Origin of the sequence: Bythopirellula goksoeyrii (assembly GCF_008065115.1) — a bacterium.
In the GTDB taxonomy this organism is placed as follows: Bacteria; Planctomycetota; Planctomycetia; order Pirellulales; family Lacipirellulaceae; genus Bythopirellula; species Bythopirellula goksoeyrii.
The window spans coordinates 1,720,822-1,744,118 of sequence record NZ_CP042913.1; the positions used below are offsets into that span (position 1 = coordinate 1,720,822).

Here is a 23,297-nt window from a genome sequence, read left to right on the forward strand (position 1 = left end):
AACGCCAGCAGTTATAAACAACCAAAAGGGGTGATCCATGGCCTCCCGACATCGCTTTAATCTTAAGTCATCGTTCGCCACCCTCTTGGTTGTCGGCGTTCTGTTCGCCAGTGCTGCCGGTTGTTCTGGGGCTAAATCAGGAACTGACAGAATCCAAGAGGGGGAGTCTGCCAACACCGTGAGCGGTGGAGGTGAACTCGGAACTGACCAAAGTGATTCAATAGGTGGGAAACGAAAAATTGCCGTGGTGATCTCTACTTTGAACAACCCGTGGTTTGTCGTGCTCGGCGAAACGGCTCGCGATCGGGCAATCGAGCTCGGCTACGAAGTCACTTTATTTGACTCGCAAAACGACACCTCAAAAGAGGCTGCCCACTTCGACAATGTGATTGCTGCGGAGTACGGAGCAATCCTTTTCAACCCGACTGATGCGGACGGTTCTGTAGCGAATGTTAAACGTGCGAAGGATGCCGGTATCCCCGTGTTCTGCATTGACCGAGAAATAAATTCCACCGACGCCGCTACTGCACAGTTGTTGTCCGACAACTATTCTGGCTGCGTCGAGTTGGGAAAGTACTTTGTCGAACAAGTCGGAAAGGAAGGCAATTACGTTGAACTATTGGGGCTGGTCGGAGACAACAACACTTGGAATCGATCGAAAGGTTTTCACAGTGTGGTGGATCGGTACGAAGGACTGGAAATGGTCGCCCAGCAACCGGCCGACTTTGATCGGAACAAGGCATTGGAGGTGATGGAGTCCATGCTGCAGTCGCATGACGATATTTCGGCTGTCTTCTGTGGCAACGATGCCATGGCGATGGGGGCGTATCAGGCGTTGCTTGGAGCAGGGAAAAGCGATGAAATCAAGATATTTGGCTACGACGGGTCCACGGATGTTGTTCAATCCATCGCTGACGGGAAAATCACAGCGACTGTAATGCAGTATCCCAAACTGATGGCAATGAAGTCGGCGGAGTTCGCCCACGAATACCTGGCCAATGGAAAACGGGACTTTCCACAAAAGATTCCTGTTAATGTCGATCTTGTCAGCGCGCAGAATATCGATCAATTCACCGGCTTTGGAAAGAAAGATTGATGAAGCTGCTCAATCCTGCTCGGCTGGCAATTTGCACGTTGATAGTATGTGTGTTGCTCTATTTTTTTCCGCTGTTCAGAATTAGCAAGCTAGGGTCATCTCCCACCTCTGCTTTGGATTCGAAGGCACGATCAGTCCTCGATACAGCTAGTCCGAAAAAGTTGTCGTCGCCCGACGTCACTACCTATATTGAGAAACTGTGGACCGATCGACTTCCCGAGGCCGCCGGGAATGCAGCATCCGTTGACGAAGTGTTGGCTATGGCTGCGGCAGATCCTGCTCGCGCTCGACAAGAGTATGGTCGAGAAGTTGGATTGGGGGGGCCCACGTTCTTTTTTCTACGAGGCCGCGGTCGAATAGAGAGCGTCGATCAGGACGAATGCCTTGTGATTATCGAGGGCCAATCGCAGCCTATCGTGCTAGAAATCGGTATTCTTCTGGGCAATGCGGTTCGTGATGCAACCGGACTGGTCAATGTGGGCGAGTTTCCCAACTCGCAGGAATTCAACCGACTGTCGGCAGAGTTGAACGAGCGTTGTGAATCGCAAGTGATACGTCCCGTTCGCGACTTTCTGGTCGTGGGCACCCACGTAAAGTTTGTCGGGTGTGGTGAAGTCCGCAACAACAAGGATTTTGATCCACTCAAACTGATTCCTGTTCAATTGACGGTACTCAATCCAGCGGAGCAAATCGAATGAGCGCAGCTTCGCCGAGTGCGGTACCGGTGCTGTCGGGCCGTGGTATCGTCAAGAGGTACCCCGGTGTACTGGCATTGGACCATGTGGACTTTGAAATCCATGCCGAGGAAGTCCACGGACTAATTGGAGAGAATGGGGCTGGCAAAACGACGTTGATGCATATTCTCGCCGGTGCGCAACAACCCTCCGAAGGTAAGATTGAGTTGGATGGCCAGCCGGTGCGTTTCGCCAATGCTAGCGAAGCACTGCAGCAACGCATCTGCATCGTCTATCAAGAACTGAATCTGATCCCCCATCTGTCCGTCGCAGAGAACGTTTTTCTCGGGCGCGAGATACTCACAGCCACCGGACTGATCGATGCCAAATCACAATATCTGCGCTGCGAGAAACTGCTTGCGCCACTCGACCCATCCATCGACCCTCGTTCATCGGTAAACGCACTGCGAGTTGGCCAACAGCAGATCGTCGAGATCGCCAAGGCACTCAACTCCGAGGCTCGCGTTATTTTCATGGACGAACCGACTTCTGCGATTAGTGATTCTGAAGTTGAGGTGCTATTCAAACTGATCGACTCGCTACGGAAGGACGGAATCGCAATCGTCTATGTCTCGCACAAGCTCGACGAACTGCTGCGAATCACTGATCGGATCACAGTCCTGCGCGACGGCAAGTATGTCGACACTGTGACGACATGCGATGCACAGCAGGAAACGATTGTCCGGCTGATGGTAGGTCGTGATCTTAGCGAAATGTACACTCAGCACGCTGCGGAGAGTGGCGAGGAAGTCCTTAGGGTCGATTCCATCAGCCAACAGTCCGGCATTGGAGAACGCTTGCGGGTCGATGGTGTGTCTTTTTCTGTCGCCGCTGGTGAAGTGTTGGGGATTTTTGGCCTGATGGGGGCTGGACGTACGGAACTCTTGGAATCCATATACGGACTTCATCCGAACACAACGAGTGGAACAGTTTCCATTCATGGCCAACGCTGCGACCTCCGCTCACCAGCAGCCGCGATGCGACATGGCATCGGACTTGTGCCTGAGGATCGGAAAAGGCAAGGGTTAGTCTTGGGGATGAGTGTTGAGAACAACCTCAGCTTGTCGAATATCGGACTCATCGAATCGTATGCATTCCTTAATCAACGGCTAGAGCAACGGCTTGCCGAAAACTATGTCGAGCAACTGTCGATCAAAACGCCGTCGGTGCGTCAGAAGGTAAGTGTCTTGAGCGGCGGAAATCAGCAAAAAGTTGTGTTGGGCAGAGTACTCAGCATGGCTCCCCGTGTGCTGTTGCTCGACGAACCAACACGCGGAATCGATATCAACGCCAAGCGGGAAATCTACGCACTTGTCGATCAACTAAAACATCAAGGCTTGGCAATTGTTGTGGTGTCGTCAGAACTTCCCGAACTGTTGGGAATTTCGGATCGAATCATGGTAATGTGCGAAGGCCGCAAAACGGCCGAATTCCACCGAGAGCAGGCGACCGAAGAAGTTGTAATGCAGGCCGCAGTCCCCGGTTTTCAGATCGAGGCAGCTGCGCATGCATAAGTCGTCAATGGCCCTTGTGAAATTCGTTAGCCGATTTCAATCGCTGCTGGTGCTGATGCTGATGGTTATCGCCATCAGTTTGCTTTCAGATCGGTTCCTGACAGCCGCCAACGGGTGGAATATTATGCGGCAGATTTCGGTAAACGTCTGTCTGTCGATAGGTATGACGATGATCATCATCGCCGGTGGCATTGATTTGTCGGTGGGGTCGATACTCGCGCTGGCAGGAGCGGTCACCGCTGGACTGATCAAGTCTCCGATGCCGATTCCCTGGTTGGGGATTCAGTTGGATTTTACCCTGGCTGGTGCCCTACTCGCTGGGATAGCAGTTGGCATGCTGCTGGGGTGGTTCAACGGTCTGATGATCACACGGGTTCGCATACCGCCATTTGTTGCAACGCTCGGCATGCTCAGCATTGCCCGTGGTCTGACCATGTTATGGACAAAAGGCTTTCCAATCACCGGTCTGGGTTCCTCGTTCGCTATCATTGGCACAGCAAGTTTCTTGGGGGCGCCGGTTCCGGTTTGGATCTCGGGGTTGTTAGTGCTCCTGTTCATTATCGTAACCAACAAAACTCGCTTCGGTCGCTACATCTATGCGGTCGGAGGCAACGAGCAAGCTGCGCGTCTTTCAGGTCTAAACGTCGATCGAATCAAGTTGTGGGTCTACACGATTGCAGGTGGTTTGTCGGCAATAGCCGGTCTGATCGCGACCTCACGTCTTGATTCAGCCCAGCCCAATGCGGGAATTGGATACGAGTTGGATAGCATCGCAGCCGTGGTCATTGGTGGTACGTCTCTTTCCGGTGGACGAGGTTCTATCTGGGGAACTGTAATTGGTTGTCTGATTATTGGTGTCCTCAATAGCGGATTGGTGCTGTTGGATGTTTCCCCGTTTTGGCAACAGGTCGTCAAGGGAGTAGTCATTCTCGTGGCAGTTGCAATTGATCGACTGAGAAATCAAGAAGACGATTAGCAAGTATTTTTAATTGCTCAGCAAAGGGATAGTTGCAAGCGTAAACAGCAGGCAACTGCCGGCTCGTTGCAACGGAATGTCTTTGGAATGCAAATAATTCGACCAGCGCCCTAATCCCTCGTCTACTTGCTACTGGCAGATATCGTGATTTGCTATCATAGAAGCCTCGTTCGAGTCTTTTGCTTGTGCCTATTGCACCCTGAAAATCAGTCAGACCATGCCCAATTCAGGACATACGGTATCAAATAGAAAGCAGGGCTTTACATTGGTAGAGCTGCTTGTCGTGATTGCCATCATTGGAGTCTTGATTGCACTTCTGTTGCCTGCAATTCAAGCAGCCCGAGAGTCGGCCCGTATCACACAATGCAGGAACAATCTGCACCAAATCAGTGCAGCCATGCTTCACTATGAATCGACGCACCAATTTTTCCCGGCTGGTGGTTGGAGTTCCAAGTGGATCGGCGATCCAAACGTAGGTACCGGTCCCAGGCAGCCAGGGAGTTGGATCTATCAGTCGCTCCCTTTTTTGGAACAACAATCAATCGCCTCGCTTGGCTTAGGGATGGAGGGGGACGACCTGAAAGCAGCTCTCACCGAGGTTGGCAAATCAGTGATTCCTATTCTCAATTGCCCGAGCCGACGTTCTGCAGAGCTCTATCCTGCCTTGGATTGGATAACTTGGAATTATTCACCTCTTGAGTACGCTGCAAAAAGCGACTATGCCGCCAATGGTGGTAACAAAGTGAACATCAATCGTGTTTCCGGACCAATTCCAAGATTTCCATTTGTTCGATCCGATTGTCGTGAGAGATTTCCTGCTTGCAATTGGATGACCAATCTACGTTGGACTGAAAATAATTGGAATGGAATCGTGGGCGATCACAGCGGCGCTTCCATCCGAAGCATCACTGATGGGACCTTCCAGACATTTCTCGCCGGCGAAAAATGGGTTCTTGAAATGTACTACAGCATCGTGAGTATCGATGCATCAGCCGATAACTCCACGAATAGGATGGCCGCTGACAATCCGGGCGACAAGAACTCAATGTTTGTAGGCTTTGACTATGATACCGTACGAGTCGCCAATGATAGTTCTTTGCCAAGACGTGATTCGGAGTATGACCTGAAGAACGGACAACAGGACAAGAAGGGAACCCATTTCCAGGAGCGATTTGGCAGCGCTCACACGGCGGGGGTTAATCTTGCTAAGTGCGATGGATCAGTAAGCACATGGAACTTTGACGTGGATTCATCGGTCTGGTCAAACATGGGAGCCAAAGATGATGGCAAACTATGAAGGTGTTCTTTATCCATCGGCTTGCCAAGAGAAAAAACGGTATGATCCCAAGCTTGTTCATACAGACTGAGACAGTTGTCGTGCCGCGTTCTCTCGGACCAAGTAGCCAGAATCTATTCATGTTTCGATCAAATTTAATACTTGCGGCCGTATGGTTTGTGGCGATTGGCTTTGCGTGGGAGTCGTTCCTTCTGGCCAGCGATAAAGTAATTGGTGCTGACGGTGCCCTGGACGGCCATCGACACAGGGTGTTGGTCTCCACGGACATTGGAGGGACCGATCCAGACGATTTCCAATCGATGGTACATCTACTGCTCTATGCGGATGTCCTACATATCGAGGGGCTCATTTCTTCGCCCTATGGGCCGGGTGGCAAGAACAACATCCTAGAGGTCATCGACGCGTATGCGGAGGACTACGAACACCTCGAATCACATTCCGACAGGTATCCATCGCCCGATGCACTCCGAGCTATCTGTAAGCAAGGCGCTATCAATACGCCAGGTGCCTCTGGAGTTGACGAGTCGACCGAGGGATCGCAGTGGATCATCAAGTGCGCAAAGCAGAACGACCCACGACCGCTGCACGTGCTTGTCTGGGGTGGTATTGAGGATCTGGCGCAAGCACTCCACGATGCACCAGAAATCTTACCTAAGTTGCGGGTTTATTTTATCGGCGGTCCGAATAAGAAGTGGAGCGTGGATGCCTACAATTACATCGAGCAGAACCATCCTCAACTCTGGATGATCGAGGCGAACGCCACGTATCGCGGTTGGTTCACCGGTGGAATTCAGAAAGGTGAGTGGAACAATAAACAGTTCGTCGCAAAACACATTGCAGGGCATGGTGCACTGGGTGAGTTTTTTGTAAACGCAAAGGACGATATCAAGATGGGCGATACGCCGTCCGTTGCTCGCTTGCTGCGCGGTGCATCCGGCGATCCCTCCCAGCCTGGTTGGGGCGGGAGATTTGTGCCTATCTGGGATGGGCGCAAGACGATCTTCGATCGATTGACCACTGAGGCGGACACGGCGGAATTTTTTGGAGTGGCCGAATTTTCGCTGCGCAAACCGGAGGGATTTTCCGATCAGAACACCGCTGCCATGATTTTCGACGGTGGAATGCCGATCTCCACCGGAGTAATCGAAGGAGATGTCTTGCGTTTTCGCTTTTCACCACGTGATGCGAAAGTTTGGACGTATGTGATCAAGAGCGATTTCGCCGGACTCGACGGAAAGTCAGGTAAGTTTGACGCCGTGCCGCCGCCGACTTCACGGACAAGCAGGCGGTCCACATTCCATCCCAACTGGTGGATTGACGATCCGGATCCGGCAGCAGCGGAAGGTGTTCATCCCGGTGCCAAAAGTGTGAGCCAATGGCGTGTGGATTTTCTTAGTGACTTTGCCGACCGAATGGACCGCTGCAATTCGAAGTAGCCCACGACGACCCGCACCAATCAAACCGAAAACCCATGAAATCACATTCGACCCTTTGTCTGCTTGTAACTCTCTTTCTGAGTGTTTGCACTTATTCGTACGCCGCGGAAGCCAAGCCTCGAGTGCTTATTCTCACGGACATCGAGAATGAGCCCGACGACGCGCAATCTCTGGTGCGTCTTCTAACCTATGCGAATCAGTTTGACATCGAAGGGTTAGTTGCCACCACCTCGATCCATCAACAAGACAAAACGGCCGCCTGGCGCATCAAGGAGATCGTCGACGCGTACGGCCAGGTGCAGGCAAATCTTCTCTTGCATGAGCCCGACTACCCCACTGCAGAATACCTGCGATCTGTTATCTGCGAGGGGCGACCCGAGTATGGCATGAATGCCGTCGGTGAAAGCAAGGATTCCACCGGTTCGGAGTTACTTATCTCAGCCGTTGATCGCGACGACCCGCGACCACTCTGGGTTCCCGTTTGGGGGGGGCCGAATGTACTTGCTCAGGCGTTGTGGAAAGTGCGAGCCACCCGCTCACCGGAAGAACTCGCAAAGTTCGTCGCAAAACTGCGCGTCTATACCATCTCGGATCAGGACAATAGTGGACCTTGGATTCGTAAGACGTTTCCCGATCTCTTCTACATCGCGAGTCCCGGCATGCACGCAGGGGGGGCCTATCACTACGCCACCTGGAGCGGCATTAGTGGCGACAAGTTTCACGGCCGATTCACCGGAGCCGACTTTAGCCTCGTGGACAATGACTGGCTGGACCGGAATATCCGCCATAATAAAGGTCCCCTGGGGGCACAACACCCGCACACCGAGTTTCTCATGGAGGGGGACACGCCGAGCTTCCTCGGACTGGTCAACAATGGCCTGAATTCGCCTGAGAATCCCAACTGGGGTGGCTGGGGTGGCCGCTACGAGTTCTATACACCACGGATGCAGAAGTGGTTTCAGGAGCCTGAGACCCGCCCGTTCTGGACAAACGCAGTTGATGAAGTCCCGGGTTTCGATGGCAACTGGCATACGAGCAATCATGCGACCATCTGGCGCTGGCGATCCGCTTACCAGAACGACTTTGCTGCACGCATCGACTGGACCACCAAACCCTACGAACAAGCGAATCATCCGCCGGTCGTGAGGCTCGGCCACGCCACGGAGCTAGGTGCTAAACGGGGCGATAAAATCACACTCAGCGCCGAAGGCACAACGGACCCCGATGGCGATGAGCTTTCCTATGAATGGTTCTACTATGGTGAGGCAGGCAGCTTCACAACCTCTAACGGCCGCACAGGGCAACCACTTGAAATCAAAAACTTCGATCAGCAACAGGCGTCATTCACCGTTCCCGACGGACGTGTGATGCCCCCTGGCACCGGTACGATGCACATCATTCTGGCGGTTACCGACGACGGCACCCCGCGACTTACTCGCTACCAACGCGTGATCGTCACCGTAGGACCATAAATGCTCTCGCCAAAGTTTGGAATCCAAATGAAACAGCTTCAGATCAATAGGTGCCTTGCAAGATCACTCGTTTGCGCAGTCTTATTACTCCCATTTCAACTCGCGTATGCCGCCACCGAGACCGTGTCAAAACCGCGAGTCATCGTCACCAGCGACGGAGAGATAGACGATGAGTGTTCCATGGTCCGATTTCTTCTCTATGCCAATGAATGGGATATCGAGGGCATCATCACCTCTAGTTCCCAATACCATTGGCACGGACATAATTGGGCCGGCGATGACTGGATCCAGCCCTATCTGAAAGCCTATGCAACAGTCCATCCCAACCTAGTAAAGCACGACCCCCGGTACCCTACAGCAGACTATCTTCAAGCCCGTACCTTCCTCGGCAACGTGAAAGCGGAGGGCGAGATGGATGAGATTACTCCCGGATCGCATCACATCGTTAAGGTTCTGCTGGATGAGTCCGACAACCGCCCCATCTGGATTCAGGCTTGGGGCGGTCCTAACACCATCGCTCGAGCCTTAAGGACCATCGAAGATGAGCACCCAGAGAAGATGGCCTATGTGGCCAACAAGATTCGCCTGTTCTTTATCTGGGAGCAGGATTCGACCTATCAGCAATACATCCGGCCGCACTGGGGAAAGTACGAGATCCCGACCATCATTTGCGACCAGTTCTGGGCTATTGCCTACGAGTGGAACAAGATCCTGCCGGAAGAAAAAATAGCATACTTCAAGTCAGATTGGATGAAATCAAACGTTCTGAAAGATCATGGTGCGCTATGCTCACTCTACAAGGCCCACGTACCGGGAAGCCATGGACTGTCAGGTGACACAAACTTTGCTGATGGAGATTTCCGATCAGAGGGTGATTCTCCGGCATTCTTGCATGTGATTCCAACCGGATTGCGGAGCTCGGAGTCGCCCGGATACGGGGGATGGGGAGGGCGCTACAAGAATGTCCGAGATAACACCTGGCTCGATCCCGTTCCCGATCCAGACTACCGGTATCCCGTAGGTCGGTGGTTCACGCATTCGGCCTGGGGACGGAAGTATATGCGGGATAAATATCCCAATGACATGGATCGAATGCGGGAGTACTTCAAATCATTGGCGCGCTGGAGTGACGCCATTCAGAACGATTTTGCAGCGAGGGCTGACTGGTGCGTAAAGCCCTATGACGAAGCGAATCATCCACCCGTGGTTGCACTGGGTCACTCAAACGATCTAAATGCTCAGCCCGGGAAAAATGTGAAACTCAGTGCAGAGGGAACAAGCGATCCGGACGGCGACGTTTTGAAGTATCGTTGGTGGCAATATCGAGAAGCGGGAACCTACGGCGGAATCGTCGAAATCCGCGATGCCGAGAATCAGAATGCCTCGTTTAGGGTGCCCAGCGACGTCGGCAAAGGAAAGACTGTCCACGTTATTTGCGAAGTAACCGATTCCGGTACACCACAACTAACGAGGTACCAGCGAGTGATAGTCGAGGCTAAATAATGCGATCACATTCTATAAACTATTATCGCTTTTGCTTCTGTTTTACCTTGTCGGTTCTTTGGCTGCTGGCCCAGCAACTCCACGCTGCGGAGCAACACCAGCGGATGGTCGTGCTGACGGATATCGAGGCCGATCCTGACGATACCCAATCACTAGTCCGCTTGCTATTGTATGCGAATTGCATCGACATCGAGGCAATTGTTGCAACGACCTCTGTTCACCAGAAGAATCGCGTGGTTCCCGAGTCGATTCGAAGAGTCATCAAAGCATACGGCAAAGTCCACGCCAACCTTCAAAAGCACGATCCGGGATATCCAGCAGCGCAGGTCTTACTGGATCGCATCACGCAAGGCTTGTCCGAATACGGCATGAAGGGGGTCGGTGAAGGTCGGGACTCACCCGGTTCAGATCGGATCATCGAGCTCCTTGAACGCGCGGATGAACGCCCACTCTGGGTCTCGGTGTGGGGCGGTCCGAATGCCCTGGCCCAATCGCTCTACAAAATTCGGGAAACGCGAAGCGCGGAGGAAACCAAACGCCTGATCAACAAGCTTCGCGTCTACACCATCTCCGACCAGGATGACAGTGCCATCTGGATCCGCACCGAATTTCCGAAGCTATTCTACATCGTCAGCCCCGGACGCTACGGAAGATCGACGTGGACAGCAATCAACAACGAATTCGAAGGGATCGACAATATGACGATCAGCAATGATTGGTTGGCAAAAAATATCCAGCAAGGACACGGTCCGCTCGGTGCGGAGTATCCTGATGTCGCTTGGGGGATGGAAGGCGATACGCCTGCATTCCTGGGTCTCATTCCCAATGGATTGAACGTCCCCGACCGTCCGGATTGGGGCGGCTGGGGCGGCCGCTACGAACTCTACCAACCCAAGGACTCCGACATTGAAGTCGGCGGTTCGGTCGAAGGTGGGATCCCCATCGAAGCCGAGTCGCGGCCGATCTGGACGAACGCGGTTGATACGTATGCACCGCGGATCGCTCAGATGTATGGGCGGTCAGTTCGCCCGGCCGACCAAACGTTTTCGAACAACAAAGTGACTCTCTGGCGTTGGCGGGACCATTTTCAAAATGACTTTGCCGCACGCATGGATTGGTGCCTTTCTACCTATTCCGAGGCAAACCACCCGCCGGTGCCGGCACTCGCGCACCCAGAAGCGTTTGCAGTGAAGTCCGGAGAGGGCTTCCGCCTCGATGCGCAAGGCACGATTGATCCAGACGGTGACAACCTTAGCTATACGTGGATGCAATACCCGGAAGCCGGCTCAGCGCCGCTGGAAGTCGACATCGGCATCGGTCCGGAGAACGTCTATCAAGTCTACCGCGTCGCGCCGAACGTCACAGAAACCGAGACCTTACACTTCATCCTGAAAGTTACCGACAAAGGCAGCCCACCGCTGTCTCGCTACAAAAGAGTCATCGTCACGGTGGAGCCGGCCTTGTGATTTTGCGTGGGCATCGTCCGGCCTCTGGAACCTGAAGCTATGGTCACAAGCCGCGGCGGCCATCCGTCGGTTTAATTAAACTATTAGGCAATTTGCTAGGGAGTCTTTTATGTATGCAAGTGTTGGCAGGACAGTACTTTTGACAATTTTCATCTCCTTCCCTGAATGCAGTTTCGCCCAGGAGCAACTCGCCTTTCCCGGTGCTGAGGGCTACGGAAAACATACCGTAGGAGGGAGAGGCGGCGATGTCTACGAAGTCACCAATCTCAATGATTCCGGTGAAGGCAGCCTTCGAGAGGCTGTGGAGGCATCGGGGCCAAGAACCGTGGTGTTCAGGGTCTCCGGCACAATAGACCTCAAGAAGTCACTGAACATCAAGAAGCCCTACATTACTATTGCTGGGCAAACTGCGCCGGGAGATGGTATCGCCCTGAAAGGACACTCGCTAGGAATTGTCGCTAATGAGGTGATCATCCGTCATATCCGAGTTAGGTTTGGTGATGAATCTGGCGAAGACAAAGATGCAATCTCCGGCAGATATATGTCGAACATTATTCTAGACCATGTGTCAGCAAGCTGGAGTGTCGATGAGTGCGTTTCTATTTACCATTGTGAGAACATCACGGTTCAGTGGTGTTTGATTTCGGAAAGTATGTACAAGTCGAACCACAACAAAGGCAATCATGGGTTTGGAGGTATTTGGGGATCTAACCATAGCACCTACCATCACAATCTGCTAGCGCACCATTCAAGTCGAAATCCACGTTTCGCTTCAGGGTGCGGGAACACCGATTATAGAAACAACGTACTCTACAATTGGGGCTACAACAGTTGCTATGGCGGCGAAAAACATCAGCAAGGTAACCCTAAATTCAATTTCTCCAACATCAACATGGTAGCCAACTACTACAAGCCAGGACCGGCAACTAGGCCTAGCGAAGTAGCGTATCGCTTAGCGAATCCTACATCGCGCGATGGAGCCGATGATTATGGCAAGTGGTATGTTGCTGACAATGTTGTGGAAGGCAATGACGCGGTGACTGCCGACAACTGGAACGGCGGAGTGCAGCCTCAGGGTGGCAGTGATGACATCGCAATTCTTCGACTTGAAGAGCCGTGGCCGGCAATGCCTATTGCCCAGCAAACTGCCGGCGATGCCTATCAGTCTGTACTCGAAGACGTGGGAGCGACACTTCCCAAACGTGATGCGTTAGACGAACGCATCATTCGAGAAGTCCGCTCCGGCACAGCAAATTACGAAGGTCAAACATACAAAGAGGACAATGCCATGCCGGACAAATCGAAAAAGAGCGGCATTATAGATTCTCAGGCAGACGTTGGCGGTTGGCCAGATTTGCAAAGCGCTCCAGCTCCCATCGATACTGACCACGATGGCATGCCCGATGATTGGGAAACTAGGAACGATCTTGATCCAAAAGATCCAGCCGATGGGAACAATACTGCGGACGATGGCTATACCATGCTAGAGCATTACTTAAACAGTATTGAGTAAAAACACTGATAATGAATGTTCAATTCGCTCTCGTATTTTGCCCGTCACCGACGACGGCGCGCCACGACTCACTCGCTACCGACCAGTGACCGTGGAAGTTGGGGATTGGAAAATCCCAAAGAATCAGCTGCTGAGACTACGCTTCGAGCGAGAAGCTCTCACCAGGGACAAAATCCAAATGGATTCGAGCCGCGCCTGGCGATTGTGGTGGCTTTGCCTCAGCCTCGATCTGTTCACAGACAAGCTTCCAGGTTTCGCGATGATATTGTAAGAGTTCAAGACAAGCATCCAGTAATTCCGGAGCCTGGTTGATCCGACAGCTTGCCAACTCGCGATAAATTGCTGCGTACTGATCCTCAATTGACTTAGAAATCTCTGAATCGCCAGAAGATGCGCCGCGGACTAATTCTTCCAATATCTCTGCCACACGGGAGAGCGATTGATCTACACTCGCGAATCCGGCGTCTTCTTTCCACAGCTGCTGTGCTTGCTTGCTGAATCGCACCGCCCCTTCCAGCAGCATCAATTGCAGCCGAGGTTGTGAAGCGGTAACGACTTTGTTGTCCAAATAGCTCTGACCCGGTTGTTGCATAGTACGTTATTACCTTGTTCTTCTATTCATAATGGCTGGAACAGAATTAACCTGTCGAACCTATGGGAGGAACGGGAGAAAACGCAGACAATGCAGACTGCGTTGCCTGGAAATTGGCGAGGATCGACTCGAGTTGTGCATATTGCAACAGGAGCGTTTCTCGCTGTCGTTCGAGAAAGGCATCCAACTGGGCGATGCGATCGCTATTGCTTTCGATGGTTGACTGGAGTGAATCAGTACGGTTGGTTAGCAAACCGCCCGTTTCACCAGCAAGTTGTTCAACGATGGAGTCAAACTTCGAGGCGACGCCATGCTTCTCATCGTCCCCAAAGAAGGCTTGAAGCCCCTCGGGATCTGTTTGATACGCTTCCTGAAACTTCGCCTTGTCCAATTCCAACTTGCCATCGCCATTGATGTTGATGCCGATTTCGGCAAGTGTTTCGAATGAACCCAAACCAAAATGACGGTCCGTAACGAGGCGAGACAACTGGGTGTCTACACGTAGTGCCTCACTCGTACCAAACAACAATCCTGTAGTATTGGCAGTCGGATCAAAATCCGTGAGTTTCTTAAGTTCATCTCGCAGCGAGTTGTACGAGGCGATAAAATCCTCTGCGGCCGTCACGAGCCCACTGTCATTGGATGCGACCGTGATGCTCACGGGGGTGGTACTTGCCTTTTGAATCGTGAGACTCAATCCGCTTACCACCTCTTTGAAGGTGTTAGTGGACGAGGTGACGAGGATACCCCCTCCGCTTTCTTGCACCGAACCGAACTGCAGCAGTGCGTCCTGGGCCTTGCTGATTTGTTGAAACTGGAAATTCGCTTCTTCAAAATCTAGCAGCAACGCGTTGGCTGCTCCCGTCTTTTCGACGGTCAGCGACAAGCGAACTCCCTGGCCATCATTCAAGAGCGAAGCTGTTACTCCAGCATCCAAGTCATTGATTTTCTTGACAATATCGGCCAAGGTATCGTCATCTTCAATGGCGAAAGAGTTGGACGAAGTGCCATTGAGCACTTGTGTTGGGACTCCTTCGATGTCTACCTCGACACTCTCCCCCAGGAGATTCAAGTCGGCAGCCACGGTCCCACTCGCATCATCGACGATAATCGTCCCACTTCCGCTAGCGGTATCCACGAGAACGATTCCGTCGCCCGTGTCGTTAATCCGTGCTTCAACACCTAACGTCGAGGCGTTGATTCTATCGATCACGTCCCCGATTGTCTTGGCTTCTGCATCAACCTGATTGAGATCGATCGTTTCCCTCACACCCACGGTATCGGTGATCGTGATATCACCGAGAGTCGAAATGCCGCGTCCTCCGTTGATCGAGGAGAGCAGTGTCGCTTTGCTCAAGAGTTGGCGGTTTAGAACGCCGCTCTCGACTTTCTCAGCGGCCGAATCATGAACAATGCCCAAGTCCTCCGCAATGGTGGAGCCTGACTCACTGGCAACTAAGAGATTGCTGGCTGATCCTCCCGAGGTGTCGGTCAGAACAATCCCACCGCGGTTGTCGCTAATCGCAGCAGTGACATCGGTGGCTTGAGTGTTGATCGCATTGACCACGTCGCCGAGCGTCTCAGCAGCGCTCAGATCGATGCTTGAGAAGACACCATTGCGATTGGTGATTTCCAGATTCCCGGGGGCCTCGATTCCCGATCCCCCATTGAGTGACGAGAGCAACGTATCGCGGAGCCCGGAAACTAACCTGGAGCCGGTGATTGTCCCTCCAACCGCAGTTTTTGATATGCCAAGGTCGTCGGCAGCGGAACCTAGTACGCCATTGCTTACCGCAAACGTGCCGCCGCCGGTTGTCAGGTCGGTTAGTTCAAGGCGATTGCCGTCTGCGGCAATGCTCGCGGTGACCTTGCCGGCTAGCTGCGTCGAATCATTGATCGCGTTGACAACGTCCCCCAAGGTTTTTGTTCCCGAAAGGTCGAGCCCGATGGGGCCCGAATCGTCGGCAAACTCGAACACTAGATCGTCTACTTCGGCTGCGTCGTTGGTGAAATGAACGCCCGTGCCATCGTTCAGTCTTGAGAGCCGAGTGCCCGAGTGGAGATAGAATACATCGTTGCCGAGGGCTTCGGTAGTAGCTCCCGAGGCGCTGATTGTCGACAATCCCAGATCAAGAGCCGTCTTGCCGTTGTTCACTTCCTGGACGGACAGCGTACTCGCTTGGCCCGTGTTGTCGACCAGTTGAATCGAATCGCCGACCGCTTTGGCAGTGACATTGATCGTTGCGTTGGCGTTGATCGCATCAAGTACATCGTCGACGGTACTCGCAAACCGCAGATCGACCACATCGCTTTCGCCACTCTTGTCGGTAATTCGAATCTGGCCAAGTCGCACTCCCAATCCGCCGTTGAGTTCTTCCAATGAAATCCCCTTGTCGACAAACCCGCCCGTGCGGAAGGAGAAACTCTGTGCGGTGAATGTGGACTCCTTGCTGTCAAATCGTTGACTGACAAGTTGCTGGGCAGTGGCCGTGCGGACTGGTGTGAAGCTGTAAGTTGAATTGACCAGACTACTGCTGTCGGAGATGGTGGCCGTCAGAGCAGTAGCGTCACTTGAGGTGGCCTTCTTCGCGGCATACAGGGAGCTGCTTGTTAGCTTTCCAAGGCTAAATTGGATCGAGATGAGCTTCGCCGAAAGTGTACCGATCGCCAATTGCTGCGCCTGGAGATCTTCGGTCCTTCTCGCCAGTATATTTCGCGGCGCGGAGGAAACCTCAATCAGTTGATCAACAATATCCTTTATGGGCAGACCACTGGCCAATCCGACATTTGTGGTAATACGACCCATGAAGTGATGCCCAAAGTAATTGTCAACTGAAGCCCATCATTCCCTCAGAGGCGGGAACCCAGGCGGCCTATTCAAACTCTAGGTTTCCGCCTGCGCTGCAATGGCGCTAAAGCGCGTACCGCTAGCACTGTCCGGTCCACGACCCTATCGACTGTATCGGTCGGCGAAACCTCGCGGAACCAATAAAAAAGCCGGTCCAGTCCCGAGAGACTGAACCGGCTTCGTCTTATTATCCCGAAAACTGCCCTTACCGGAGCAAGGCCAGTACGTTCTGTGGATTCGAGTTGGCAATCTGGAGAACCGTTGTACCCGACTGCACCAGAATCTGAGCCCGAGTGAGGGCAGCAGTTTCTGCGGAGAAGTCGGCATCACGGACCGAGCTTTCGGCCTCTGTCAGATTCACCAGAGTGTCGTTGAGAGCCTTCTTGTTGGTCTCAAGAGTGGTTCGCTGGAACGCACCCAATCGACCGCGTAGGGAAGTGACCTGATCGATGGCCTCTCCAACAACGGCCGCAGCCGTGTCGAGATTTCCACTGGTCAGCGAATAGGTGCCACCGGTGCCCAATTGGAACAGTTTTCCGGTTGCACCACCCAAGCTGGCAGTGTTTACGCTGCCGATACCCAAGCGGGCTTGCTGGTTGCTAACCACATCTGGACCCAACTGGAACAAGGCACCACCGCCAGTGATGTTGAAGGCAGCGGTTCCAGTGAAGCCTGCGGTGATGGATGCGGTGAGGTCCAAGCTCGACGTATTGATCGTGAGCGAGTTTCCTTTGCCGGTAGCAGCAACACCATTGATCGAGGCAGCAATGTCAGTACCTTCGTCTCGCTGGCCAGCAGCAACTGCTGTAGTGAAGGTTCCTGCTGGTGATCCAGACCCTTCACTTTTTACTTTCAGATCAACGATTGCATTCGATCCGTAAGCCGTAGAAACAAGTTCAAGCGTTGTGCCATTTGCGGTGGCTTCCACGCCAGTGGCATCTTTCACGAGATTGATGCCGTTTACCAATTCGGTAAGACTCGTGCCAGAACCAAAGCTCAGCACTTCGGCACCATTTGTACCAGCAAGTTCAATTACCAAATCGGCGGAAATACCACCCGTGATGCCGACACCGGCCGTGGTAGCACCAACGTTGACGGCGACAGGAGCAGAATCTGTTCCAGCGTTGTACTGGCCATCACCTGCTGTGGCGCTCAAGGTCGCAGTGAAATCTGATCCCAATGCGGCTGCAATGTCGGTGGCAAGTTGGGCTAAATCGATGTCAGTGTCGTCATCGACATTGACAGTCAGTGTGGTGCCATCATCTGTGATGTCGGTCACACCGGCACCCAAGTCGTTCGAGCTGACAACCGTGATTGTTCGATTGAAAGCACCAGCCGCGGCAGCAGAAATGGTGATCACATCGTCACCTGCATCGACACCACCAGCGGTGACATCGGTGTAGGAAGCGGCAACGTCAGCAGCGACGATGTCAGCAGTACCGTCTGAAGAAACCGTCAAATCGGCTCCAGAGTTTACTGCAGTAATTGCGGTTGCAACCGTGTCCGACCCAACGCCTGTGGCAAAGTCACCATTAACAGTAATGGTGGAGCCATCGAAGGTCACGCCGTTGAGAGCACCTGAATTGGTACCATCTTGCACGAAGACCAAGTCAATGTCATCGCCACTTGCACCATCAACAGTACCGCCATCAAGGACGGTGATCGTCAAGGTATCGCCGGAATCGAGAACAACGTCGCCCGTAGCCTGAGCTTCAGCCGTTGAGAAAGTCAGTGTTCCGTCGGAGGCCTGTACGGCAGGTACCACGGCAGCAACATTGGTTACGTCAACTTGGGCCTGGGTGGCAGCAGCTGTGACATTCACGCTGACACTCACTGAACCGGTTGAGCCCAGGTTGGCCTGATCAATCTTCAGGTCAGTAATGTCGCTGAAGTTGGTGCCGGCCGTGGTGATAAAGTCCAAGCTGCCGTCAAGCAGACGACGACCTTGGAAAGTAGTCGTTTGAGCGATTCGGTTGAGGGCATCCAGCGAGGAATCCAACTGCAATTGATTCGCATCAATCTGCTCGTCGGAGAGTACGCCCGTATTGGCCGCTTCGGTCACCAAACCGCGGATATCGTTTAAAAGGGAGCTTACCTGGCCTAGTGCCGAGTCGGCAGTGGCGATTACCTGATTGGCGCGGTCGGTATTGCCGATCGCACGTTTGATGGCAGTAATGTCGCTTCGCAGATTCTCGCTGGCGATCAAACCGGCCGGATCATCCTTACCCGTGTTGATTCGCAAACCAGTGCTCAAGCGGGTAAGGGCTTCATTCAAGCTCGCGTTCGATCGTCCCAACGTGTTCTGGGCGACGAGCGAGCTCACATTTGTGTTAATTCGAGTCATTGTAAACACCCCTGTCTAAAAAAACCAGTTTTCATTGGAAGACCGGATCTGGGGAGTCAGATTGACTCCGGCCCTTCATCAATTTGTCGCACGGCGCCGAGGATATTCGCCTCGAAAGTGTAACACCGTTGTCCGTTCCTTGAACGACGGCCCAGGCATTTCCTAATAGCCTCGTCCAAGGTTGACTGGTATCAATTACCTAGCCAACTCTAGGACACATTCCGTACAACGCGCGCGACAAAAATAATTGTTCGCCCATTTTTCGGACCGTCTATGGCAAGATATCGACGGGTAAAAGGGACTGCATGAGAAAGTGCTGGCACTTTTTAGGTCGAATTGCCGTGATTTTTCGCGATTCCAACTCTTAATCCGCACAGGTGTTAGGACCGGGAACAAAGAGAAGATTAAACGCAGAGGGCACAGAGACGCAGAGAATAGGTATGGAATATCCTCTGCGCCATAGCGAACTCTGCGTTTTCAAAACTACTGCCGAAACGAATGCAGCATAACGTGCATTCTCATTGACCGTTGAATCAAGAGTTAGCTGTGATCCGCAGAGATACCGTTGGGGCCCAAGAATTGGGTGTCCTCGGGTTTGAGTAGCGAAGCCTGGCGATTTTCGCGCAAGATGGCCTCGTAGACTTCCCTGCGATGAACAGGAATTTCCTTCGGCGCTTCGATACCCAACTTCACTTTGTCACCACGTACATCTACAATGGTTATAACGACATTGTCGCCGATGATAATACTTTCGTCGCGTTGTCTGGACAGCACCAACATGGTTATCTCCTCGGCACTCCAGTGAAAGTTTTATTCGACTCTCAGTCTGAAGGGATGTCTGTTATTTCCTGGTACGATCGGGTGGTAGTGGGTTATCGACGAATTCGTCCTCTGGGACAGGTTCTCTTAAGCAATCCGACGCAAGTTCGTATTGTGCACATCAAGCGGATATTGCACGGGATAGTCATCCTTAGCAATGACCTGGCAACCGAGCTTCTTCTCGACATTGATTACGATCGGCGCACGTAGGTTGATTGTGAGTCCTGACTCCCAACGACTGGTAATCGCAACAACTTCTGCGTCGCGCACGGTCGAGAGCCCCAAACTATTCAAGTCCGTTCGATCCACGCGCAATTGGTATTCAGGCACGAATCGACGGGGACTCACCACACCTAGCGCGATATGTCCCTGGTCAAGGCTTTGCAACCAACCGAGGGCGGCATTGTTAGAATCGGTAAGGACAACCCAACGTCGGCAATCCTCCAACCCGATGAGCCCCTCCTCAAAGAGCAGTTCGTCCTGGGGCTGGACCGTGAGCGTTCCAAACCTTGTCGTATAAATGTCCATCAATCTACCTCGCCTTCCGTGACCAAGTGCAGGCGCGTTTTCGCGGGATAAATGCACCTGTCGTGCCACTTTACGTGCGCACGTTGGCAGTTCGCCTTAGCAAGGTATCGACCTTGGAGGGTTGGGGTGTTCAGCAAAAATGGCTAAATAAAGTCAAGCAGAGAGAGCTGCAGAATATTGCCCGTGACCTGGAGCGAGGCTTGCATCGCAATCTGTCGAGAAGTGAGCTCGGAGATGGCCTCGACCAGATCGACATCCATCTCCTCCGAGAGGGCGGCCCTCAGTCGAACGTCTTCATCCTCCAGGTTTAGTTGAGATAGTTCCAAGCCCTGCTGAGTCGCTCCGATTTGTGCTCTGGCAAAGGTCACACGATCGATGTCCACGTTGATATCTGCCAAGGCCCTTTCGACTCCGTTAAGGTCCTCGTTCACCAACGCATCCCGTAGGCGAATCAGTGTGTTGAAGACGCTCTTGTTTTCTAAGAAGTTGTGATCTTCGCTCGTTAGGCTTCCCGTACTGCTGCTGGCCACTGAGGAACCGCTCGGCACAAATCCGAGTAACTCTGCTGCTTGTGATTCCTCGGCTTGAGTAACCGTTAAAGAACCTGAACCGACCGTGTTGTCTACGAGTTCAATACCATTGCCGGTGGAAGTGAGTCGTGCCGTGATGTTGGAGGTTGTAATGGCATTAATCGCATCAATCACATCACCGACTGTCTCAGCTCCACTCAGATCGATGCCAAACTCTTCTCCGCTGGCAGAAGTAATCGAGAAATCGATATAGCGATTGTCATCGCCCGTGATTGCTGGTCCAGAAGTGCTGGCTGAGGTGTCTCCGTTAGGAACCAAACCCAAGTATTGGGCAGCCAGGCTGCCGGTAGCTTGAGTGATCGAAAAATCAGTCGTTCCGGGAACCGTATTGTCGACCAACTCCAAAATATTACCTGGAGGAGAAAGCTGGGCCGTGACATCCCCGCCCGTTACAGTGTTGATTTGAGTGACCACTTCGGAGAGCGAGGTAGCAGTCGACAAATCAATATCAAAGGTCTGACCGTCTCGGGAGGTGATCGTGAAATCAGTACCCACAGTAGTTGGCAGTTGAAACCCAGGTTGCGTTGGCACTCCGACACCATAGTTGAAGTCGCTCAGCTTGGTTGCAGTGCCATAGGTTCGCACGCCCAACTGTGATGCGGTAGTGCCGCCATTCTCGCCGATTTGGAAATCGTTGCCGCTCAGCAAAGAACGAATATTGATGCCGTCCCCACCAGAGTTTATTTCGGCGTGAAGTCCGGCACCGGCATTGTTGAGCGTGTTTAGTACGTCTTCGACCGTTTCTGCGTTCTCGAAGCTGATGTTGTAGGTATCACCGCCATTCACTATGCGTAAGCCTGAGTTGAGATCAAGCGTTGTGCCTGAGCCTCCCGAGGTGGTTGCTGCCGTGGCGGTAAGACTCACTTTTCCGGTTCCCGCTTCCACTGCCGAAGTGGAATCATTCGGGTCGACGGTGGCCGAGAAGGTTCCTTCGGCATTGATAGCCGACACCACCTGATTCGCTGTTGAAGCACCTGGATCGATACGAATGTAAAGCGTTTTCGCTTCGCCACCACTATTGCCGGTGTTGCCCTGCACCGAGCCAATGTCACCGGCAGCAATGTTCGCAGCAGGGACATAAGAAGCTTCGAGACTATTATCGTGGACCGCAGAGAAAGTCCCTTCGTTGTTAATCTCGTTGATCACGGTCTGAACGGTCGTTGCACCCGTGGAGTCGACCGCGATGGATAGGTTCTTGGTTAGGCTGTCGTAGCTGACGCTTGCTGTATCGCCAATCGCTCCGCCGTCGGTGATGTTGATCACGACGTCGTTAAAATCGATTCCGGCAGAGCCTGCCGTGAGAATCAAATCATTGCCGATTCCGGATAACGTGAGCGAAGCGGTCGCGCTCCGTGCGTTGGCGTCGTACTGGGCGACTTCATTTCCTGCTGATAGCCCCGGTGCCGCGGCCAGTAGATCATCGTCAACGTATTGGACGGACACACCGTTAAATGCTGCGCCATTTACGCCAGCTTGTACGAGAATGTCATTGTTGTCGCTGCTGCTTCCCGACTTGATCGCGGTATGTGCCTTGGAACCGAGTAGGTCCTCGAGCCGTGTGGTCTTGAGTAGAAGCGGTTCGAGGTCTTGCCCCACCAGAGGAGTGGTACCTACTCCTGTTTTCTCCAAGATACCTAGCTCGCGGGCGGCCGTACCATTGGCGACCTCCGTGACCGTGAGAGTTCCACCCAGGGATCCACCTGGATCGGCAAGCTGCAATTGCAAACCGGTTCCAGTCACGCTCACGAGAATCTCGCGACCTGCAGGGGGATTCTCTTCGATCAGGCGGACGACATCGCCAATCGTGCGAGCCCCACTGATATCCACGATCGATTGGTTCGTACCGTCGGAGATGGTAAGGGCACCTCCAGGCGACAAACCGCGCCCACCACGCAGACTGCTGAGCTTTGTATTGATACTCAAGGCGGGATTCAAGTCGACGCTAGATTCAACCTGCGCCGAAGTCCCGCCAAACACTTCATGCCCAGAAACATTTGATGCAAACAACACGCCGAAATCAGAATGACTCTGGATCGACCCCTTATCGCCGTTGAAGACCACGTTCCCATCGACGATTTCATAGGGAGGCTTGCTCGTCTTGGAACCAGAAAAGAGATAGCGACCCTGAAATTGGCGATTCGCGAGGGTTACCAGGTTTTCCAAATAGCCATTGATCTCGGCAATGGCCGCATCACGTTCTTCGGGAGACGAGAGAGTTCCAGCAACTCCAAGCGTGGAACCTTTGATGTCAGCCAACTGGGTTGCCACATCTTGCAATGCAATGTCACTGGCGCCCAGATATTGCTGCCCAATTCGCATGTTGGTGCCAAGCTGGTCCTTGCGCTCGATCAACCGCTGCAAAGCAATGGCCCGCAGGGCGGCGGGGCCGTCGTCACTGGGTAGCGTGATTCGCTGCCCCGTGGCGATCTGTTCCTGAAGCCGAAACAACTGAAGCTGGTCGTTCTGGAATTGCTGAGTAAGCCGCTGCCGCAAGAGCAGGCCGCTCACGCGGGAATTCGGAATCGGAATGATGCCGGCCATGTTTGGTGACTCGTAATCTACAGTCGAG

General features: G+C 53.0%; 16 protein-coding genes. 10 read left to right on the forward strand and 6 right to left on the reverse strand.

Annotated elements, in window-relative coordinates; genetic code table 11:
• The first annotated feature begins 37 nt into the window (after positions 1 to 37).
• The 10 genes from Pr1d_RS06870 to Pr1d_RS06915 all read left to right on the forward strand — a co-directional run bounded on the left by Pr1d_RS06870 (position 38) and on the right by Pr1d_RS06915 (position 13,007).
• Positions 38 to 1,096 carry a D-ribose ABC transporter substrate-binding protein gene (locus Pr1d_RS06870; RefSeq protein WP_148072844.1) on the forward strand — a complete coding sequence of 353 codons (1,059 nt, stop codon included), beginning with the start codon at positions 38 to 40 and terminating at the stop codon, positions 1,094 to 1,096.
• The gene (locus Pr1d_RS06875; protein ID WP_148072845.1) at positions 1,096 to 1,794 is read left to right on the forward strand and encodes a DUF2291 family protein; all 699 of its coding nucleotides are present in this window, start codon (positions 1,096 to 1,098) and stop codon (positions 1,792 to 1,794) included. Before Pr1d_RS06870 ends, Pr1d_RS06875 begins: the two co-directional genes overlap by 1 nt.
• Positions 1,791 to 3,344, forward strand: coding sequence for a sugar ABC transporter ATP-binding protein (locus Pr1d_RS06880; RefSeq protein ID WP_148072846.1), 1,554 nt, complete (start codon positions 1,791 to 1,793; stop codon positions 3,342 to 3,344). Before Pr1d_RS06875 ends, Pr1d_RS06880 begins: the two co-directional genes overlap by 4 nt.
• Positions 3,337 to 4,320, forward strand: a complete 984-nt coding sequence (locus Pr1d_RS06885) for an ABC transporter permease (RefSeq protein WP_238476650.1) — start codon at positions 3,337 to 3,339, stop codon at positions 4,318 to 4,320. Before Pr1d_RS06880 ends, Pr1d_RS06885 begins: the two co-directional genes overlap by 8 nt.
• 217 nt (positions 4,321 to 4,537) lie before the next feature.
• A complete protein-coding gene (locus Pr1d_RS06890; protein ID WP_148076285.1) occupies positions 4,538 to 5,617 on the forward strand; it encodes a DUF1559 family PulG-like putative transporter in 1,080 nt (359 codons plus the stop codon).
• 119 nt (positions 5,618 to 5,736) lie between these two features.
• On the forward strand, positions 5,737 to 7,053 hold the full coding sequence (locus Pr1d_RS06895) for a DUF1593 domain-containing protein (RefSeq protein ID WP_148072847.1): 1,317 nt from the start codon (positions 5,737 to 5,739) through the stop codon (positions 7,051 to 7,053).
• Between the two features lie 35 nt (positions 7,054 to 7,088).
• Positions 7,089 to 8,525, forward strand: coding sequence for a DUF1593 domain-containing protein (locus Pr1d_RS06900; RefSeq protein ID WP_148072848.1), 1,437 nt, complete (start codon positions 7,089 to 7,091; stop codon positions 8,523 to 8,525).
• A gap of 27 nt (positions 8,526 to 8,552) precedes the next feature.
• Positions 8,553 to 10,028, forward strand: coding sequence for a DUF1593 domain-containing protein (locus Pr1d_RS06905; RefSeq protein WP_238476651.1), 1,476 nt, complete (start codon positions 8,553 to 8,555; stop codon positions 10,026 to 10,028).
• A 104-nt stretch (positions 10,029 to 10,132) separates the two neighbouring features.
• Positions 10,133 to 11,494, forward strand: a complete 1,362-nt coding sequence (locus Pr1d_RS06910; RefSeq protein WP_238476712.1) for a DUF1593 domain-containing protein — start codon at positions 10,133 to 10,135, stop codon at positions 11,492 to 11,494.
• 109 nt (positions 11,495 to 11,603) lie between these two features.
• A complete protein-coding gene (locus tag Pr1d_RS06915; protein WP_148072851.1) occupies positions 11,604 to 13,007 on the forward strand; it encodes a pectate lyase family protein in 1,404 nt (467 codons plus the stop codon).
• Between the two features lie 136 nt (positions 13,008 to 13,143).
• Here Pr1d_RS06915 and Pr1d_RS06920 read toward each other — a convergent pair whose 3' ends face one another.
• The 6 genes from Pr1d_RS06920 to Pr1d_RS06945 form a co-directional block, all read right to left on the reverse strand.
• On the reverse strand, positions 13,144 to 13,599 hold the full coding sequence (locus Pr1d_RS06920; protein WP_148072852.1) for a flagellar export chaperone FliS: 456 nt from the start codon (positions 13,597 to 13,599) through the stop codon (positions 13,144 to 13,146).
• A gap of 46 nt (positions 13,600 to 13,645) precedes the next feature.
• Positions 13,646 to 16,405, reverse strand: coding sequence for a flagellar filament capping protein FliD (fliD, locus tag Pr1d_RS06925; RefSeq protein ID WP_148072853.1), 2,760 nt, complete (start codon positions 16,403 to 16,405; stop codon positions 13,646 to 13,648).
• A 247-nt stretch (positions 16,406 to 16,652) separates the two neighbouring features.
• Entirely contained in the window at positions 16,653 to 18,791 is a 2,139-nt protein-coding gene (locus tag Pr1d_RS06930) for a flagellin N-terminal helical domain-containing protein (protein WP_148072854.1), read from the reverse strand.
• Between the two features lie 540 nt (positions 18,792 to 19,331).
• Positions 19,332 to 19,571: a carbon storage regulator CsrA gene (gene csrA, locus Pr1d_RS06935; protein WP_148072855.1), complete on the reverse strand. Its 240-nt coding sequence runs from the start codon at positions 19,569 to 19,571 to the stop codon at positions 19,332 to 19,334.
• A gap of 126 nt (positions 19,572 to 19,697) precedes the next feature.
• Complete coding sequence (gene fliW / locus Pr1d_RS06940; RefSeq protein WP_148072856.1) at positions 19,698 to 20,138, reverse strand: flagellar assembly protein FliW; 441 nt, start codon at positions 20,136 to 20,138, stop codon at positions 19,698 to 19,700.
• A 143-nt stretch (positions 20,139 to 20,281) separates the two neighbouring features.
• Complete coding sequence (locus tag Pr1d_RS06945) at positions 20,282 to 23,269, reverse strand: flagellin N-terminal helical domain-containing protein (RefSeq protein WP_148072857.1); 2,988 nt, start codon at positions 23,267 to 23,269, stop codon at positions 20,282 to 20,284.
• Positions 23,270 to 23,297: the final 28 nt, after the last annotated feature.

Excerpts from the sequence above, each read along its gene's own strand:
- Pr1d_RS06885 (WP_238476650.1), top strand. The coding sequence starts at position 3,337 with ATGCATAAGTCGTCAATGGCCCTTGTGAAATTCGTTAGCCGATTTCAA.
- Pr1d_RS06875 (WP_148072845.1), top strand. The coding sequence starts at position 1,096 with ATGAAGCTGCTCAATCCTGCTCGGCTGGCAATTTGCACGTTGATAGTA.
- Pr1d_RS06900 (WP_148072848.1), top strand. The coding sequence starts at position 7,089 with ATGAAATCACATTCGACCCTTTGTCTGCTTGTAACTCTCTTTCTGAGT.
- Pr1d_RS06890 (WP_148076285.1), top strand. The coding sequence starts at position 4,538 with ATGCCCAATTCAGGACATACGGTATCAAATAGAAAGCAGGGCTTTACA.
- Pr1d_RS06880 (WP_148072846.1), top strand. The coding sequence starts at position 1,791 with ATGAGCGCAGCTTCGCCGAGTGCGGTACCGGTGCTGTCGGGCCGTGGT.
- Pr1d_RS06895 (WP_148072847.1), top strand. The coding sequence starts at position 5,737 with ATGTTTCGATCAAATTTAATACTTGCGGCCGTATGGTTTGTGGCGATT.
- Pr1d_RS06905 (WP_238476651.1), top strand. The coding sequence starts at position 8,553 with ATGAAACAGCTTCAGATCAATAGGTGCCTTGCAAGATCACTCGTTTGC.
- Pr1d_RS06915 (WP_148072851.1), top strand. The coding sequence starts at position 11,604 with ATGTATGCAAGTGTTGGCAGGACAGTACTTTTGACAATTTTCATCTCC.
- Pr1d_RS06910 (WP_238476712.1), top strand. The coding sequence starts at position 10,133 with ATGGTCGTGCTGACGGATATCGAGGCCGATCCTGACGATACCCAATCA.
- Pr1d_RS06930 (WP_148072854.1), bottom strand. The coding sequence starts at position 18,791 with ATGACTCGAATTAACACAAATGTGAGCTCGCTCGTCGCCCAGAACACG.
- Pr1d_RS06945 (WP_148072857.1), bottom strand. The coding sequence starts at position 23,269 with ATGGCCGGCATCATTCCGATTCCGAATTCCCGCGTGAGCGGCCTGCTC.
- csrA (WP_148072855.1), bottom strand. The coding sequence starts at position 19,571 with ATGTTGGTGCTGTCCAGACAACGCGACGAAAGTATTATCATCGGCGAC.
- fliD (WP_148072853.1), bottom strand. The coding sequence starts at position 16,405 with ATGGGTCGTATTACCACAAATGTCGGATTGGCCAGTGGTCTGCCCATA.
- Pr1d_RS06870 (WP_148072844.1), top strand. The coding sequence starts at position 38 with ATGGCCTCCCGACATCGCTTTAATCTTAAGTCATCGTTCGCCACCCTC.
- fliW (WP_148072856.1), bottom strand. The coding sequence starts at position 20,138 with ATGGACATTTATACGACAAGGTTTGGAACGCTCACGGTCCAGCCCCAG.
- Pr1d_RS06920 (WP_148072852.1), bottom strand. The coding sequence starts at position 13,599 with ATGCAACAACCGGGTCAGAGCTATTTGGACAACAAAGTCGTTACCGCT.